Here is a 15,782-nt window from a genome sequence, read left to right as displayed (position 1 = left end):
GAAGGCACTCACAAGACAGCGACGAAGCAGTTCGCGACGACAACTCACCCCTCCCCAGGACTCCCCCCATCAACCTCCCGCAAAATCCGCACATCCTGCGGTGACTGCAACGCAATCCCCTCCTGATCCATCCGCTTCAACAACGCAAAGAACAACTGACTGCGCACCGAATAGACCTCGCGCGGACTGCCCACGAACACGAAGCTGTTGAAGTTCGCCATGCCATTGGCCAGCGAATCGATGTACACCGATGGCGCCGGCTCCTTCAACGTGCGCTCGTGCGCCGCATAGATCTCCAGCAGCAGCGCGCGTACCCGCTCCATGTCCTCGCCCAGCGGCACCGAGAACTGCAACTGCGCCCGCCCCATCGGGTTGGACAGCGTCATGTTGCGCACGCTCTTGGTGATCAACTCCGAGTTGGGCACGATCAGTGTCGAACGGTCGCCGACCTGGATCTCGGTAGCGCGCACGTTGATCTTGCGGACGTCGCCCTCCTGATCGCCGATCCGCACCCAGTCGCCGATCTTCACCGGTCGCTCGGCCAACAGAATCAGTCCGGAAATGAAGTTCTGGGTGATCGCCTGCAAACCAAAACCGATACCGACCGACAACGCGCTCACCACCAGCGCCAGCTGGCCCACGCCGATGCCGAGCGCAGTCAAGGTCCACAGACCGACCGCCACCCAGCCCACATAACGCGCCACCGTGCTCACCGAGTTGCGCGCGCCCGGCTCCAACTCGGTCTTCGGCAGATAGGTCTGCACCAGCCAGTGCTGCACCATGTGCACCACCCAAAGACCGATCGCCAACACCAGCAACGCACGCCCCAGCACCATCGGCGTCAGCTTGAAATCACCGATCGTCAGGCCGTTGGTCAGCGTGTCGAGCCAGCCGGTGAACACCGAAATATTGGTGCCGTAAGGCGCCACCAGCGCCATCAACCCTGCGATCACCAGCAGCACGCGCAGCGCCGCCGATACCAGCACGCCCACCTGTTCCAGGCGTCCGCTACCAACGCCCAACGCATGCGACAGCGCGCGGCTCAACCGGGCTTCCGGCCTGAACAACCAGGCCATCAGGTCATCGACAAACGCCATCAGCAGGCCGATGAACGCGACGACCACCACGATCCACACCAGTTGGCTGGCCAGCAGCAGCGCCAGATTGAGGTAACCAAACAACGCGGCCACCAGGGCCGCGATCACGATCAGATGACCTAGCAGGCGTACCAGCACGATCACTCCGCCACCACGGCTGGTGACCGGCGCGGGTGCGTCCTTGTTCGCGGCCTGCGTCTTCGGTGCCGCCGAGGAACGCGCCAGGCTCGACAGCATCGACAGGATCAGGCCGACGTACAACAGTGCAAACACGCCTTCGGCGGCCACGGTCAACGCGGTACCGGTGCGGGCCGATCGGTTCAGCTCGAGTGCCAGCGTGCTGCCCCACGCCACCAGCGCGGTGGCATGGCAGTACCAGCGCAGCCGGCGGGCGATGTCGTCATCGAGCGGGAACAGCCGCCATGAGGGGGTTTCCGGCATCAGCAGGCTGGTGCTGAGCGAACTGATGAAGGCCGCGATGAAGCTGGCCACCACGAAGGTCTCGGCCACATGCGCCAGCGACTTGGGCAGCGCGCCGATGCCGTCCAGGCATTGCACCAGCACCAGCGCCGCCAACCCCAGCGTGGTGGTGCCTACCGTCAGGAACCACAGCGCAAGCCCGGAACGACGCAGGCGTCCGCCCGGCGCGCGCGAGGCCGCATAACGACGCCCGAGATGACGCAGGAACAACCTGAGCGGCAACACCAGCACCAGCGCGATCGCCAGCCCAGTCAGCAGCAGCGCATAGCCGCGCGCGGCCACCGCGTCCTGCACGCTCGCGACGACCTGCTGATACAGCGCGAGCAGCTTGTCCCAGTCGTCCGGAAAGGTTTGCGCCAGCTGGCTCCACAACGCCGGCGACAACGGCGAAGCCACGCGCGTGGACAGTTGTTCGCTGAACAGCTGCGCGTGCGCGCTCTCGATGCTGTCCAGGACCTGCTGTGCATCGGTGGCCAGCAGGTTGGCTCGCTTGATGGAGGAATCCAGCGCGCTCAGCTGGCTGGTCAGGTCCTTGCGCTCCCGAGCGATGTCGGACGATTCCTTGACGCCATCCTGCACAGGCCCCAACTGCGTCAGCTGCGCCTGCACCTGATCGAACTGCGGCGTGATCGCCTGTACGGCGGTCCGCGCATCGCGCTGCGCCCCCAGTGCGCTCTCGGACAGTGCGTTGAAATCTTCTGCCTTGGCCTCGTCCAGCTTGGCCTTGACCTCGTCCAGCGTCTTCCCGGCGCCGTCGATCAGTGCCTGCGGATCATTATCCTGTGGTGTCTGCGCAAGCGCGGCCGCGGCCACCCACATGCTCAGCATCAGGCCGGCCAGCAGCCGCAGGAACAGGGATTGAGGCGGGATACGGGACACAGGCTGCACTTGGGAATGCGCGGACCACCACGCGTGGTCCGCACTATAAGTCAGCCCCCGGCAACGGCACGCTAACGCGCACCCCTCAATAGTGCAGCGCGAACTCCGGCACCCGCGTGCGTGCGGCCTCATACAGGGCCTGGAACTCTTCCTCGCTCAACTCGTCCGGCGCGTAGACCGCCACCGGATCCCAGACATGGTCGGTCGGCAACGGCGTGCGCGGGCCGGCCCGCAGCGAATACGTCACGCCCTCGTGGTCGAACAGCTCCGGCGCATCCTCACGCTGTTCGCGGCTGACATGCGTGTCTCCATGCAACAGGATCAGTTGGATCATGCCCGGTGCTCCTCCTACCTGAGATCCGGCGAGGTTACCGCGGACTGCGCATGCACACCCAGCCAAGGCACCAAAACATACTGTCCTGCGCGAATTGGCGCACATCATCGCCGGCTACGGAAACGGCCTGGCCGATGCAGGCCAGGCCGTCGCGCTACGCCGTACTGGCAGTACGGGCGGGAAAAGCGAACACCGTCGCTGACTTGCGGTAATCGAAAGACCTTCCATCCGGCTGGAACTCGGGAACGGCAAGCCGCAACAGATGATCCAGTGCAACCAGGTCATAGCGCAGTACTGCCTCGCGCAGATGCGTGATGATGCCCTCGATGTTCGCGGCCGAGACATCACGCGGCTCGGCCAGCAGGATCTTCGGATGCACCGTCGGGCAGTAGCGCTCGTCGGCATGGAACAGGGTTTCGTGCAGCTTTTCCCCGGGACGCAGGCCGGTGTAGACGATCGCGATGTCGCGCCCCACCTGTTTGCCGGCCAGGCGGATCATCTGTTCGGCCAGCAGGCGGATCGGCACCGGCTCGCCCATGTCGAGGGTGTAGACCGCCTCGTGCGTTCCGATCGCCGAGGCCTGCAGGATCAGCTGGCAGGCTTCGGGAATGGTCATGAAGAAGCGCGTGACCTCCGGATCGGTCACCGTGACCGGGCCGCCCTTGCGGATCTGTTCGCGGAACAACGGCACCACACTGCCCGCAGAATCGAGCACGTTGCCGAAGCGCACCGTGACGAAGCGGGTTGGATATTGCCGGGTCAGCGCCTGCCCGACCATTTCCGCCAGGCGCTTGCTGGCACCGAGCACGTTGGCCGGATCGACCGCCTTGTCGGTCGAGATCAGCACGAAGGTGCCGATGCCCGCCTCGCTGCAGGCGCGGGCCACGGTTTCGGTCGCCAGCACGTTGTTGCGCACCGCCTCGCGCAGCTGCAGCTCCAGCATCGGCACCTGCTTGTAGGCCGCGGCATGGAAGACCGCATCGGGCCGGGCCCGGGCAAGCGCATACGCGATCACCGCCGGATCGCCGCAATCGCCCAGGATCGGCACGATCTCGATCTGCGGAAAATGACGACGCAGCGAGGTTTCGATGGTCGCCAGTGCCAGCTCGCTCATCTCGATCAACGCGATACGACGGGCACCGTAACGGGCGCACTGCCGGCACAGTTCCGAGCCGATCGAACCGCCGGCGCCGGTGACCAGCACCGAGCGCCCGCCCAGCCAGGTCTGGACCGCCTTCCAGTCCGGCAGCACCGGCTTGCGTCCGAGCAGATCCTCGATCGCGATCTCCTTCAGTTCGCCCGGCAGCAGGCGCCCTTCCAGCACATCCTGCAGGCGCGGCGCGACACGGAACGGCAGGCCGCTGCCTTCGCAGGCGGCGACCACCTGCCGCATCGCCTGCGCATCGGCCGAGGGCATCGCGATCACCAGCAGCCCGGCAGCGGTCTCGCGGGCGATCTGGGCCACGTCCTGCACGCGCCCGAGCACCGGCACGCCCTGCATCTTGCAACCCTGCAGATCCGCGGCGTCATCGAGGAAGCCGACCGGATGATAGGCACTGACACGGCGCAGATCGCGCACCAGCGCCTCGCCAGCCGCGCCGGCGCCCAGCACCAGAATGCGCGTCGCGCCATGGCGATCCTGATCGAGGTCGCGGTCCTTCCAGGCGCGGTAGAGCAGACGCGGCGCGCCCAGCAGGCACACCAGCACCAGCGGATACAGCACCAGCACCGAGCGCGGCAGCGTGCCGAGCCGGTTGTACAGGAACAGCCCCAGCGCGATCCCGAACAGGCCCAGCACCGACGCCTTGAGGATGTTCCACAGATCCGGAACGCTGGCGAAGCGCCACAGCCCGCGATAGAGGCCCATCACCCAGAACGACACCGCCTGCACGCCCAGGACGAAGCCGATCTCCACCGACCACATCGGCAGCAACGGCGGCGAAGGTTCCATGCCCCAGCGCAGCCTGCACAGTACCTGCCAGACCAGCCAGACCATCACGAGGTCATGCGCGACCACCACCGCACGCGGCAGCTGGCCCATCCATCGATCTCGCCACGAATCCACGCCTACCTCCTCTGCTCAGTGCCGCGCACACGCCCGCGTCATGCGGCGATGTGGCAGCGGCTCACGGATACCGGCCTGCGCCGACAGGTGCGACATCACGCCTGTATCGAATCGATGCGACGTGTGTGCGCCGCCCCGCCGGAAAAGGTTGCATGCCGGATCGCCCGTTTTATGCCAGCGCTGTTTCAGAAGCTCCCAGGTGCAAGCAGTGATCGGCGATCGCGGACAGGCGTGGTCGATGCGATACGACCACCAGGGCGGTCTGCGGCAGGCATCGTTTCAATGCCAGCAGCACGGCCTCCTCCGATGCCGCATCCAGCGCGCTGGTGGCTTCGTCCAGCAACGCCAGCGTGGGGCGGTGCAGGATCACCTGGGCCAACAGCAGGCGCTGCAGTTCTCCTCCGGAGAAGCGGTTCGACGTACTGTCCAACGGCGTATCCAGGCGCTGCGACGACCCCAGACGATCGGCCAGCCCGACCGCTTGCAGCGCCGCCCACATCCGCGCCTCGTCGGCGCCGTGATCGGCCCAGGCCAGGCACTCGCGCACCGTGCGCTGCCACGGGCGCACGCCCTGGGCAACGTAGGCGCCGTGTTGAACCCGTGCGCGATACGCGGCGAAACCGAACTGCGCTCCGTGGCGCCGAGCGACGAACGATCGGGGTTCCACCATGCCCGCCAGCACGTCCAGCAGGCTGCTCTTGCCGACACCGGAGGGCCCGAGCACCAGGGTCATTCGGCCGGGTGCCAACACCAGCCCGCCGATATCGAGCGCCTGCAGCGGTGGCGCCAACCTGATCGCCTCGATGCACAGCTCATCGGCCACGGCCTCATCCGACGCCACCTCGGGCGATGGTGGCGAATCCGCGCGCACGTGCCGCTGCCAGAGTTCGAGGGCGGGCGCGGCCGATCGCAACTGCTGCAGGCTCTGTCGTGTCGAGACCAGATACGGCAGCAGCCGGCCGAGCAGCAGGCTCACGGTGATGAGCGCGGCGCGGTCCTCGCCCTGCCGGAGCCCGGCCAGCACCAGCACGCACGCGATCACCGCCACCGCTGCCAGCTCCAGCGCCAGCCGTCCTGCCGCGACCAGATCCTGCTGGCGCCGGTAACCCTCGCCCAGCCGGCCGGAAATCGTCTCGTAGCCCGCTTTCTCGGCTTCTTCGCGGCCAAAGGAGCGGATGTGGCGCAGGCGCCGCGGGAAATCCTCGCTGAGCCAGAACAGGCGCGTCATATCGGCAACATAGCGACGGCTCACCTGCGCCTGCTCCTGCCCGCTGGCGCGGAACGCCAGCACGCCGAATCCCAGCACGAACGGCATCGCCAGCATCAGCGCCGGCGACACCAGGAACGCCAGCACCAGACTCACCACCGCGGTGATCGCCGCGACCAGCAACTGCAGCATCGCGCTGTAGCCCTGGGTGACGATCTCGATGTTGTAGGTGAGCACGTTGGCGATTTCCGCCGAACTCGCATCGGCCAGCGCCGGCAGCGGTGCGTGGATCAGGCTCGCATGCACCTGGCGGCGCAGCGCCATCGCGTAGCCGCTGGCCAGGCGCGCGGCTACGCGCGCGATCAGCCAACGCGACAGCGCAAAGGCCGCGCTGGCCACGACGAACAACACCACCTGCATGGCGATACCGTCGGGCGCGGCGATCGTGTAGCCGCCGAACCGCGGCGCATGCCCCGGCTGCACCAGCGGCACCAATGTCACTGCCGCCAGACTGCCGGCCAGCGCCCCGGCCAGGGACAGCAGCACATACGCGCCGATGCGCCTGCGTTCGGCACGCGGCAACGTGTCGGCGAATGCGCGCAGCAGATGGCGCACGCGATCGAGAAGAGGCTCGCCGGACATCGTCACGAGGCGCTGTGAGCGCGGCGCATGCCATGGCACGCGGTGCGCATGGACGACGGTGATCGCAGCTTCACGATGCGATCATCCGAGCAGCTGCAACAAGGCATCCACCGCGGCCTCAGGATCCGGCCCGCGACGCAGCCGATACACACCTGTTTGCTGCAGCGTCTGCACGAACGCCGCCCAGCCGGGCTGCCCAACCGCATAAGGCTGGTCGTCTGCCAGCCACTGCGCGATCTGCTCACCCGGCATCGGCTCCAGCAAAGGCTCGCCGGGTGGGGCCAGTATCGCGGACACGAAGACCGCACCCGCCAGCTGCAACGGCGCGCTCGCCAGGCGGCCACGGCCCTGGCGAATGTCGAGCTCGAATTTCTCCACGCCACTGCGTCGGCGGATCTGTGGCGATGCCGCGATCCAGTTGCGGGTTTCTGCATCGACCCGTTCCAACACGTCGGGACGCAGATGCAGAAAGTTGGCGATGCCGGTGACCTGCCGGCTTTCCGGCTCGACGAACACGCCATCTTCGGCGAGGAAATCCAGGCCGCGCAGCAGGCTGCACAACGCCAGCGTGGATTTGCCCGCGCCACTGTGGCCCAGCAGCAACACCCCGCGTCCCTGCCAGCCGACGCAGGCGCCATGCAGCGGCACCAGTCCCATCGCGCGCGCCGCCAGCACGAATACCGCGAATTCGATCAGCTCGTAACGCACGTGATAGGGATGCGCGAGCATGTCCTCCGATACCACCACCAGCGCTTTGCGCTCAGCAGGCGAGATCAGCACGTAGTTGCGGTCGTCGATCACGCCGCACAGCACACCCGCACCGGAGTGCGTCCGCAGCGGGGGCGGTTCCGGGGAATAGGGCTTGGCGCGCGGCGGCAACAGATCCAGTTCGATACGGAATTCCGGCATCCCGGGCAACCGATGCGCCGGCACGCCCGCATACGCTGCTTCGACCAGACCCAGCAACGCCTCGCTGTCGCTGGCGAAATGAAAACGCCCACCCAGCAGGTCCTGGCGCGCCTCGCAACGGCGTGGCTGGCGCTCGTGGAAAGGATCGAGGCCGGGGGCAGCGGCGTGGTCCATCAGCCTGCCTGGATCGTTCAACAACATCCGTCATCCCCACTCAGGCGCGGAAATTACAGCGCCGTCGGCGGCAGGAATCGCTCGCATCGTCGAAGAAAGCATCCGCGCTGAATCCATCGGTGGGGTGACGGTGAGTGCGGCGCCCGCGCCGAAAGGTTGCCTGCCCGATCACCACAACCAAACGGCACGCACACGGCACCTACGCTCGCACCGCATGCACGCGGCGCACCGGGCCTGCGCCGACATGGCCGGCCTGGCACGAACGAGGCGCCTTCCCTGATGCTGAAGATCCAGATCGGCCACTCCTATTTCCTGCGCTACGACCCCAAGCAATGGGAGCGCGGCAAACCCTACCCGCCGCTGGCCACGCTGCAGGTGGCCGCACTGCTGCAGCGGATGGGCCATGCCGTCACGCTGTTCGACGCGATGCTCGCCGAAGGCGTGGAGGACTACCCGGCCTCCGTGCAGGCCGCACAGCCCGAGCTGGTGGTGTTCTACGAGGACAACTTCAATTTCCTCACCAAGATGTGCCTGAGCCGCATGCGCGAAGCCGCCTGCCGGATGATCGGCGAGGCCCGCGCCACCGGCGCCCGGGTGATCGTGGCCGGCTCCGACGCATCCGACCATCCGGAAGTGTTCCTCGCCGCAGGCGCGCACGCGGTGCTGATCGGCGAAGGCATTTCGGCACTGATCGAACTGGTATCCAGGCTCGAACACGCGCCCGACATCACGACCGAAGCGTGGCTGTCGGATGTCGCCAGCGTCGCCACCGCCGCGCGCCCCTCGCTCAAGCGCGCGCAGATCGGCACGCAACCGCCAGACCCGCGACTGGCCGGCCGCCCCGCCTGGGAGCTGGTGGACATCGAACGCTACCGGCGCCTGTGGCAGGAACGCCACGGCTATTTCGGCCTCAACATGGCGGCCTCGCGCGGCTGCCCGTTCCGCTGCAACTGGTGCGCCAAACCGATCTGGGGCAACCACTACCAGCGTCACGAAGCCGATGACATGGCCGCCGAGATGATCCATCTCAAGCGCACCTTCGCACCGGACCACGTGTGGATGGCCGACGACATCTTCGGCTTCCATGTCGATTGGGTGGAAGCCTTCGCCGCACACCTCACCGAAGCCAACGGCTCGATCCCCTTCACCATCCAGACCCGCGCCGATCTCACCAGCGAGCGCATGGCCGCCGCGCTCGCCCGCGCCGGCTGCGCCGAAGCCTGGATCGGCGCGGAGAGCGGCAGCCAGCGCGTGCTCGATCGCATGACCAAGGGCACCAAGGTCGAAGGCGTGATCGCCGCGCGCGAGCGCCTCGGCCGGCACGGCATCCGCGTGGGCTTCTTCATCCAGCTCGGTTACCTGGGCGAAGAACTGGAAGACATCCTCGCCACACGCGCACTGGTCACACGCACGCAACCCGACGACATCGGCGTGAGCGTGGCCTATCCGCTGCCGGGCACACCGTTCTACGAACAGGTCCGCAGCCAGCTCGGCCGCAAGACGCATTGGCAGGACAGCGACGACCTGGCGATGATGTTCAGCGGCGCCTACGACTCGCCGTTCTACCGCAGCGTGCGCGACCTGCTGCACCGGCAAGTGGATCTGCAACGCGCACGCGCCACGCTCTCCAGCGAAGACTTCGCCGCCGCTCATGCGAGCCTCGATGCGGAGTGGGACGCGCTGATCGCCCGCGAACATCTGCACCGGACCGAGCCCCTGGTCAGCACCGGCCGCCGCATCGCCGCGGTCCTGAAAGGTTGATGCGCTCGATGCAACCCTCATTCGATGTCCTGCGCACCGGCCTGCACGCCGCCACCGAGGCGCTCGCGCACGAGCTGGCACGTCCCAGCGACAGCACGCCCGCATGGAACGCCTTGCAATGGCAACTGGCGGCCGCCGCCGCGGCCGCGCATGGCATATCGCCGTTGCTGCAACGGCGCTCGCGCTGGCGCGACCCGACCTGGGACGGTTTCCTGGCCGCCCAGCGCGAACATGTCGAAGACCGCCATCGACGCATAGCCGCGCTGCTCGACCGCATCGACGAGCAAGCATGGTCCACAGACCTGCCACTGGTCGCACTGAAGGGCGCCGCCCTGCACGCGCTGGGCCTGTACATACCCGGCGACCGGCCGATGGCCGACATCGACCTGCTGGTCAGCGAGGCTGACGAGGAACGCGCCTGCACGCTGCTGCGCGAGATCGGCTACGTGGAGTCCTACACGCAGTGGAAACACCGCGTGTTCAAACCCGCCACCGGCGAGCCGCCACGCGGACTCGGCGAGCATCGCGACACGCCCATCAACATCGAACTGCACACCCGCATCCACGAACGCCTGCCGGTCGCCGTGGTGGATATCACTCACCGGATCATGCCCACGCGCGCGCAGCCCGGCCTGAACCCGTATCCATCCAAGGGCGCACTGATGAGCCACCTGCTGCTGCACGCAGCCGGCAACCTCTGCAGCCGCAGCCTGCGCCTGATCCATCTCAACGACATCGCGCTGCTGGCCATGCGCATGACCGCCAACGACTGGCGCTCCCTGTGGGACGAACATGCCGGCGACGCGCCCTGGTGGGCACTGCCGCCACTGCTGCTGGTGCGCCGCTACTACCACGACCCGTTCCCCGGCCCCATGCTCGAACGCCTGCGCGCCGACTGCCCACCGCTGCTGCGCTGGTTCTGGCATCGACAGAGCCTGACCACCGCCTCGTGTTCCAACCTGTGGCTGCCGGCCCTGCCCGGCATCGAATGGTCACGCTCGCCCGGCGAAGTGATGACCTACCTGCGCAATCGCCTGAGACCCACCCAGGAAAGCCGCCAGGAACGTGCCGACATGGTGCGCACGCAAACCTGGCTGCAAGACCAGGACTGGGTCACCCAACCGCATCGCCGCCGCCTGCTGACCCGCCTCATCCGCCCGGTTCCGCGCATGGACACGCTCTACGTCGTGCGCGCGGCACTGGATGGCTACGCACCCAGCCACGCATGACCGTCGCCGCCACATCGACCGGATTGCTGGGCGATACCCCCGCCCGCGACTACACCGCGAAACTGCAGCGCTTCAACGCCTTCGCCCAACCCGAACTGCGCCAGGCCATCACAAGCCTTCGACTCGAACCCGGCATGCGCGTACTCGACGCAGGCTGCGGCACCGGCGAAGCACTGAGCTGGCTGGCTGAAGAAGTCGGGCCCCACGGGCAAGTCATCGGCATGGACCTCTCCACCGCCCATGTAGCCGCAGCCCGCGCCATCGCGCCGCCCAACGCCCTGGTCGTGCAAGCAGACGTGCTGAGCGTACCCCTGGCCCCGGCCAGCCTGGACCTGATCTGGTCGGTCAACACCTTCAACCATCTGCACGATCCGGCAGCCGCGTTGAAGCACCTCATCGCCCTGCTCCGCCCCGGCGGACGCATCGCCCTCGGCCAAAGCTCGCTGCTGCCGGACATGTACTTCGCCTGGGACTCGCGCCTGGAGCGACAGGTCAACGAAGCCGTCCGCCACTACTACCGCGACCGATACCACCTCGACGAACGCGACCTGACTGCAATCCGCTCGCTCGTCGGCCCGCTACGTGCAGCGGGATTGTGCGATGTCACCGTGCAGACCTTGATGATTGAATGCACAGCGCCAGTGGGAGCGGGGACCGAGCGCTATCTCGTCGAAACCCTCTTCCGTGATACCTGGGGCGCGCGATTGCGGCCGTATCTGGCTGATGAAGACTACGAAGAGCTGATACGCCTGTGCGACCCGGCGCATGCAGACTTCGTGCTGCGCCGGCCGGATTTTCATTTCTTGCAGAGTTTTACTGTGGCGGTTGGACGGGTTGGGTCGCACTGAGGTTCTGTACGTCGTACGACTGCACCATCGCACGTCGCCAACTCCGCCGATCTGACCACCGGATAGATGTGAAGCCTTATTCCCACGTTAATGATGTCTGCTCCAGACCTACCGCTGGCATCGATACTTTAATGATTGGAGTACCCTCGTCACGGCTAGCCGGATCCGGTATGCACCGGCTTGTTAGCTGGACCTGAGCGACATAAGATCACTAAGGTACCTTGCTAGTAACTGCTGTTATGCGCACCAATATTTATAGCGCACACTCAAACCGATGCCATTTCGAGGACGCCTATTTCATAGTGTTATAAATCAGGGAAATATGCATAAATCCGTCAGATTTTTGGTCAAAATTTGAAGTTGAGATCAAAGACTTCGATGCTCTTGTAGGTGCGGTTAACCAGGTCATGGAGAAATCGGTAAAAAAAGAGATAAAATTCGCCTGGCGTGGGCAAGTCGACTCAAGCTGGGCATTGCATAGTTCACTCTATCGTCGCTTGCGTCTAACAAAGAAGCGTAATCCTATTGAGGCCGAACTAGCTGATGTAGAGTCAGGAATCCTGATAGATCTACATCGCTGGGGCCTACATTCACACCCGGAGCGCGGCAGACTTTCAATACTCAATCAGCTTGCGATTCTGCAGCACTACGGTGCTCCAACACGATTGATAGACATCACCTTTAATGCTTGGGTTGGAATCTTCTTTGCAGTCGAACAGAAATGGAGCAACGGGGAAGAATCGTACAGCGAAACGGACGCCCGTCTATTTGCATTTGATGTCACCAACAAGATCATCAATGAGGACGCAGATAAGCGCCCATGGGAAGATTCTCTTGTCCGCCCCTGGACACCTTCACGCCTAGACAAAGAACTTTGGACCACATCGACCTATGCATGGAAGCCTCCCAGCATTGATCCGCGCATATTTGCGCAAAATGGAGCGTTCCTGGTTGGGGGAGTTCCAGCCTCAAACAAGCCAGGCGGTGCGAAGCTCCAATTCCCAAAGGAGCCCGGGGTTAATACCCGTTGGAAGATTGATGAGGTGCGCACCGCTACAAGCGTCGCTCTTCGCCCCCATGTATTTGACCCGAAAAGTGGCGGTGTCGTTGATGGAGCTCTCTACACATTCCGCATAAGAGCGGCGGCCAAATCCGATATCAGAGCGCGTCTCAAACAGATGTTTGGATATGACCACTCCACAATCTATCCTGACTATAGCGGCTTCTCTTTGTTTGGGACACCGACCCTCAAGAGTTGCCCCTAGTTGTCCGCCCCAAGCCGAAAGCGGCCCGAAAAATCCCTCCCAACCAAGGAACAGAACAGGGGTCAGATTATATTTTCCTAGTCAAATGAAGAAATTAGTACTCTGACCCTGTTTCGCACAACTTCCGCGTCCTGCCTGATTCATATCGCGTCGGGAGTTCGGGTACCGGACCGCTCACTGTTCGGCCTCCTCTGACCTCAGAAGCTTGATAAGGGATACAGAATGCGAGAGTCGGGGTGAGATGTGGCGAGCATGCTGCAGTCTGAGTGATGAACAAACGGCGGCAGCGCGGCGGCAGCTGATCCGTAGTCCGAGTCGTAACATAAGTAGCAGCTGGGTCACCGCTTGCTTGCCGATTTTTGGACATTGCCATCAATGATCACAAATTCTGAAGGTTCAAGGCCCGCCTTGATGATGTCAGATCGGGCATCGCTCAATCCCTTTATCTTGGCGGGCGTAAGTCCGCCTACATCAATTACGATGTAATGTGCGCGGGTTGTCCCCTCAGAAGCTCGGTAAGCATCCAATTGCTTGGTGTACCCATCCACTAGTTTTGGATTCGTAGATCGCTTTAGCTCTAGAAGCACCTTGGATTTCGCACCTTCAGAGACTTTGAAATCAACCGGACCGGCACCACCATCGGATTCAGGCGAGATGTCGAGATCATTTGCTTCGCAATAGGACAATGCGACGGCATAAAAGAGGCGCTGCATGGCCTTCTCTAGGCGGGAATGTTCTTGCCCATCACCCCCATCATTCCAAAGATCTTTCCAGAGCCCGCGATTCTCTATGAGATTCTTGAATTGCGCGATTATCGCCACTACAACTTCGTCAACTTCTTCCAGACCTAACTTTCTTCCTGAATATATATTTAGATTAAGCGGCTGATCCTTGGAGATGCTTCTGCGAATATTCGCTGGGTATATTTCTCCACGATGATCGCCAGCCACGTCGTAAGACTCACCGGAAGCATTTTGAATTACTTCTAACAAGGTCTCGAAAGATTCCTTGCTTCGCATGGCATTCCTGCGAATTTCCTCTTTATCTTTGCGGGTCTTTGCTTTCCATATTTCACCGATATGGGCGTTGACTCGTTCCCGCAAGTCCGCGGTTTCTCTAGCCGCTGCGCCGACAGAACTCCAGTCCGAAGCGATAGGCAGGTCCCTTACAACGTCTTTAGGAACGAGGAGGATCGGCTCAGTAGGTTTAAGCGGATTGGGCGGAAGTTCATAAACGTCACTTCCTATCTGAAACTTTCTAGTTTCTATCCCGATACTACCACATGCTGAGGTAGTGAATCGTGCGAGGCACCCAACTATTATATTGGTAGTCATGTCGCTGATTCGATCCGCGCCAACACCTTCTTCGAACAATGCAAGAGCGACAAAAAGATTTGGATTATCGACGCCCAAACTAATAACTTCTTTCGCGGTAGCAATTAAGTTTCCTGCAAGCTTCTCGCCAAATCCAGAACCGCCCGTACCTGATGAGTAGCCAAGATGGGTGTAGCCAACTTCGTGAAATGATATTTTCTTTTTTGCAGAACGCCATGCAACGTCATTCACGTCCTTCGATGCTGCCAAAAGCTCAATCAGTTGATTGAATAGGCCTTCGTATGCTGCGCTTGCGCATTCGCAGAAGTCCTTGTTAGACGATTCCGCTAGAAGTAGTGGGTCGATAAATAGATTGGTATCGCAGTTCAGTGTTACATCTATTGCCCCGATCTTGGCGATCGCATCCTGATCAACCTCCCATATCATCGAAAGTGTAATCGGTTCATCCTTAGCCATGCACTTTCTCCCACTGTGATTTATGCGATTAACGTGCCGATGATTACACATCCTCGTTGTAACGGCGCGGTGCTTGTTCTTAGCCAGAAACAGGGATCAGATTATCTTTATCCCGGGTCAAATGAAGAAACTAGTACTCTGACCCTGTTTCTCTGTGGCCGCGCGTTCCCGCGCGAAAAGCAATCAGACCTGACGAGGCTTGGCTTTGCGCCCGCGCGAGACTGGCTTCGCCGGCACGCTTCTTCCATATTCGTTCCACCAGACCGTGAGCGCTTCCAATGCCGGTCCGAGTCCACGCGCCTTCTGAGTGATTTCGTATTCGACGCGAGGGGGAACTTCTGCAAATACCTTGCGCGAAACCAGACCGTCCGTCTCAAGTTCGCGGAGCTGTGCCGTCAGCATGTGCTGGGTGATACCGGGGATTGCCTTGCGCAACTCACCAAAGCGATAGATCCGGTGATTGAGCAACCACATGATTTCCAGCTTCCATTTCCCCGACAGAAGCCCGAATGCCCGGCGCATCTCCTCGTGCATGTTGGGCTCGCCATCTTCATTGGTCTGCTTTTCCATACTAGGCACCACTAATTCATCCTACTTGTTGCTTTTCATATTGGACGACATCCTTGGTGAAGTCGATGCAACAGGACTCACCCAGGAAAATCCTCATGACTTCAATCTATGCGTACTGGATCAGTACAACGCTTCTATCGCTGCTCTATCTGGCCTCTGCCTATCTGTACATGACCAAAGGAGACTGGGTTCGAAATGCCCTCGCCGATCTCGGCTATCCGGCTTACCTCGTGCCCGTGATGATCGTCGTGAAGGTTCTGGGCCCTGTGGCAATCCTGACGCGGTTCAGTGTGCCGCTCAGCGATCTTGCCTATGCCGGCATCCTCTATCACCTGCTTCTGTCCGGGCTGGCGCATTTCGGTGTACGCAAGCCCAAGGGGGCTGTTCCCGCGCTCCTCGGCCTTGTTCTGTTGGCCACCTCTTTCCTGACGCAGAATGCCGCCCGACAGTCACCGTCTCCCTACGTTCAAGCAGCAGCGGAGCATCGCGATATCCCGGACAGCGATACGCAATCGGCGATGGCATAGGCGTG

At 62.8% G+C, this 15,782-nt stretch carries 12 protein-coding genes; 5 read left to right on the top strand and 7 right to left on the bottom strand.

What is annotated here, in order from left to right; all coding sequences use genetic code 11:
* Nucleotides 1-44 precede the first annotated feature (44 nt).
* The 5 genes from AC3WJE_RS16140 to AC3WJE_RS16120 form a co-directional block, all read right to left on the bottom strand.
* Nucleotides 45-2,456, bottom strand: a complete 2,412-nt coding sequence (locus AC3WJE_RS16140; protein WP_493731840.1) for a DUF3772 domain-containing protein — start codon at nt 2,454-2,456, stop codon at nt 45-47.
* Between the two features lie 85 nt (nt 2,457-2,541).
* On the bottom strand, nt 2,542-2,790 hold the full coding sequence (locus AC3WJE_RS16135; RefSeq protein ID WP_493731839.1) for a hypothetical protein: 249 nt from the start codon (nt 2,788-2,790) through the stop codon (nt 2,542-2,544).
* A gap of 154 nt (nt 2,791-2,944) precedes the next feature.
* The gene (locus AC3WJE_RS16130) at nt 2,945-4,855 is read right to left on the bottom strand and encodes a polysaccharide biosynthesis protein (protein ID WP_493731838.1); all 1,911 of its coding nucleotides are present in this window, start codon (nt 4,853-4,855) and stop codon (nt 2,945-2,947) included.
* A 169-nt stretch (nt 4,856-5,024) separates the two neighbouring features.
* Nucleotides 5,025-6,704 (bottom strand): ATP-binding cassette domain-containing protein, encoded by a 1,680-nt coding sequence (locus tag AC3WJE_RS16125; protein WP_493731837.1) that lies wholly within the window; start codon nt 6,702-6,704, stop codon nt 5,025-5,027.
* A gap of 81 nt (nt 6,705-6,785) precedes the next feature.
* On the bottom strand, nt 6,786-7,787 hold the full coding sequence (locus AC3WJE_RS16120) for a phosphoenolpyruvate carboxykinase (ATP) (protein WP_493731836.1): 1,002 nt from the start codon (nt 7,785-7,787) through the stop codon (nt 6,786-6,788).
* 279 nt (nt 7,788-8,066) lie between these two features.
* On the opposite strand from AC3WJE_RS16120, the gene AC3WJE_RS16115 reads away from it, so the two are divergent.
* The 4 genes from AC3WJE_RS16115 to AC3WJE_RS16100 all read left to right on the top strand — a co-directional run bounded on the left by AC3WJE_RS16115 (nt 8,067) and on the right by AC3WJE_RS16100 (nt 12,890).
* A complete protein-coding gene (locus tag AC3WJE_RS16115; protein WP_493731835.1) occupies nt 8,067-9,548 on the top strand; it encodes a B12-binding domain-containing radical SAM protein in 1,482 nt (493 codons plus the stop codon).
* A gap of 8 nt (nt 9,549-9,556) precedes the next feature.
* Complete coding sequence (locus AC3WJE_RS16110) at nt 9,557-10,777, top strand: nucleotidyltransferase family protein (protein WP_493731834.1); 1,221 nt, start codon at nt 9,557-9,559, stop codon at nt 10,775-10,777.
* Entirely contained in the window at nt 10,774-11,625 is an 852-nt protein-coding gene (locus AC3WJE_RS16105) for a class I SAM-dependent methyltransferase (RefSeq protein ID WP_493731833.1), read from the top strand. Before AC3WJE_RS16110 ends, AC3WJE_RS16105 begins: the two co-directional genes overlap by 4 nt.
* Before the next feature lie 407 nt (nt 11,626-12,032).
* Nucleotides 12,033-12,890, top strand: a complete 858-nt coding sequence (locus AC3WJE_RS16100) for an FRG domain-containing protein (protein ID WP_493731832.1) — start codon at nt 12,033-12,035, stop codon at nt 12,888-12,890.
* Between the two features lie 338 nt (nt 12,891-13,228).
* On the opposite strand, the gene AC3WJE_RS16095 is transcribed toward AC3WJE_RS16100, so the two are convergent.
* Nucleotides 13,229-14,680, bottom strand: coding sequence for a DUF8370 family protein (locus AC3WJE_RS16095; protein WP_493731831.1), 1,452 nt, complete (start codon nt 14,678-14,680; stop codon nt 13,229-13,231).
* A gap of 183 nt (nt 14,681-14,863) precedes the next feature.
* Nucleotides 14,864-15,250, bottom strand: coding sequence for a winged helix-turn-helix transcriptional regulator (locus AC3WJE_RS16090; protein ID WP_493731830.1), 387 nt, complete (start codon nt 15,248-15,250; stop codon nt 14,864-14,866).
* Between the two features lie 95 nt (nt 15,251-15,345).
* On the opposite strand from AC3WJE_RS16090, the gene AC3WJE_RS16085 reads away from it, so the two are divergent.
* Entirely contained in the window at nt 15,346-15,777 is a 432-nt protein-coding gene (locus AC3WJE_RS16085; protein WP_493731829.1) for a DoxX family protein, read from the top strand.
* Nucleotides 15,778-15,782: the final 5 nt, after the last annotated feature.

It is taken from the genome of Pseudomonas sp. GW821-FHT07E12 (assembly GCF_058986605.1).
Note: the sequence above shows the minus strand (reverse complement) of the source record. Positions and strands in the feature narration are given on the sequence as shown.

What these genes read in the sequence shown, in the direction of transcription:
- AC3WJE_RS16105 (WP_493731833.1), top strand. Translation starts at nt 10,774, where the DNA reads ATGACCGTCGCCGCCACATCGACCGGATTGCTGGGCGATACCCCCGCC.
- AC3WJE_RS16120 (WP_493731836.1), bottom strand. Translation starts at nt 7,787, where the DNA reads ATGGACCACGCCGCTGCCCCCGGCCTCGATCCTTTCCACGAGCGCCAG.
- AC3WJE_RS16100 (WP_493731832.1), top strand. Translation starts at nt 12,033, where the DNA reads ATGGAGAAATCGGTAAAAAAAGAGATAAAATTCGCCTGGCGTGGGCAA.
- AC3WJE_RS16115 (WP_493731835.1), top strand. Translation starts at nt 8,067, where the DNA reads ATGCTGAAGATCCAGATCGGCCACTCCTATTTCCTGCGCTACGACCCC.
- AC3WJE_RS16095 (WP_493731831.1), bottom strand. Translation starts at nt 14,680, where the DNA reads ATGGCTAAGGATGAACCGATTACACTTTCGATGATATGGGAGGTTGAT.
- AC3WJE_RS16090 (WP_493731830.1), bottom strand. Translation starts at nt 15,250, where the DNA reads ATGGAAAAGCAGACCAATGAAGATGGCGAGCCCAACATGCACGAGGAG.
- AC3WJE_RS16110 (WP_493731834.1), top strand. Translation starts at nt 9,557, where the DNA reads ATGCAACCCTCATTCGATGTCCTGCGCACCGGCCTGCACGCCGCCACC.
- AC3WJE_RS16125 (WP_493731837.1), bottom strand. Translation starts at nt 6,704, where the DNA reads ATGTCCGGCGAGCCTCTTCTCGATCGCGTGCGCCATCTGCTGCGCGCA.
- AC3WJE_RS16135 (WP_493731839.1), bottom strand. Translation starts at nt 2,790, where the DNA reads ATGATCCAACTGATCCTGTTGCATGGAGACACGCATGTCAGCCGCGAA.
- AC3WJE_RS16085 (WP_493731829.1), top strand. Translation starts at nt 15,346, where the DNA reads ATGACTTCAATCTATGCGTACTGGATCAGTACAACGCTTCTATCGCTG.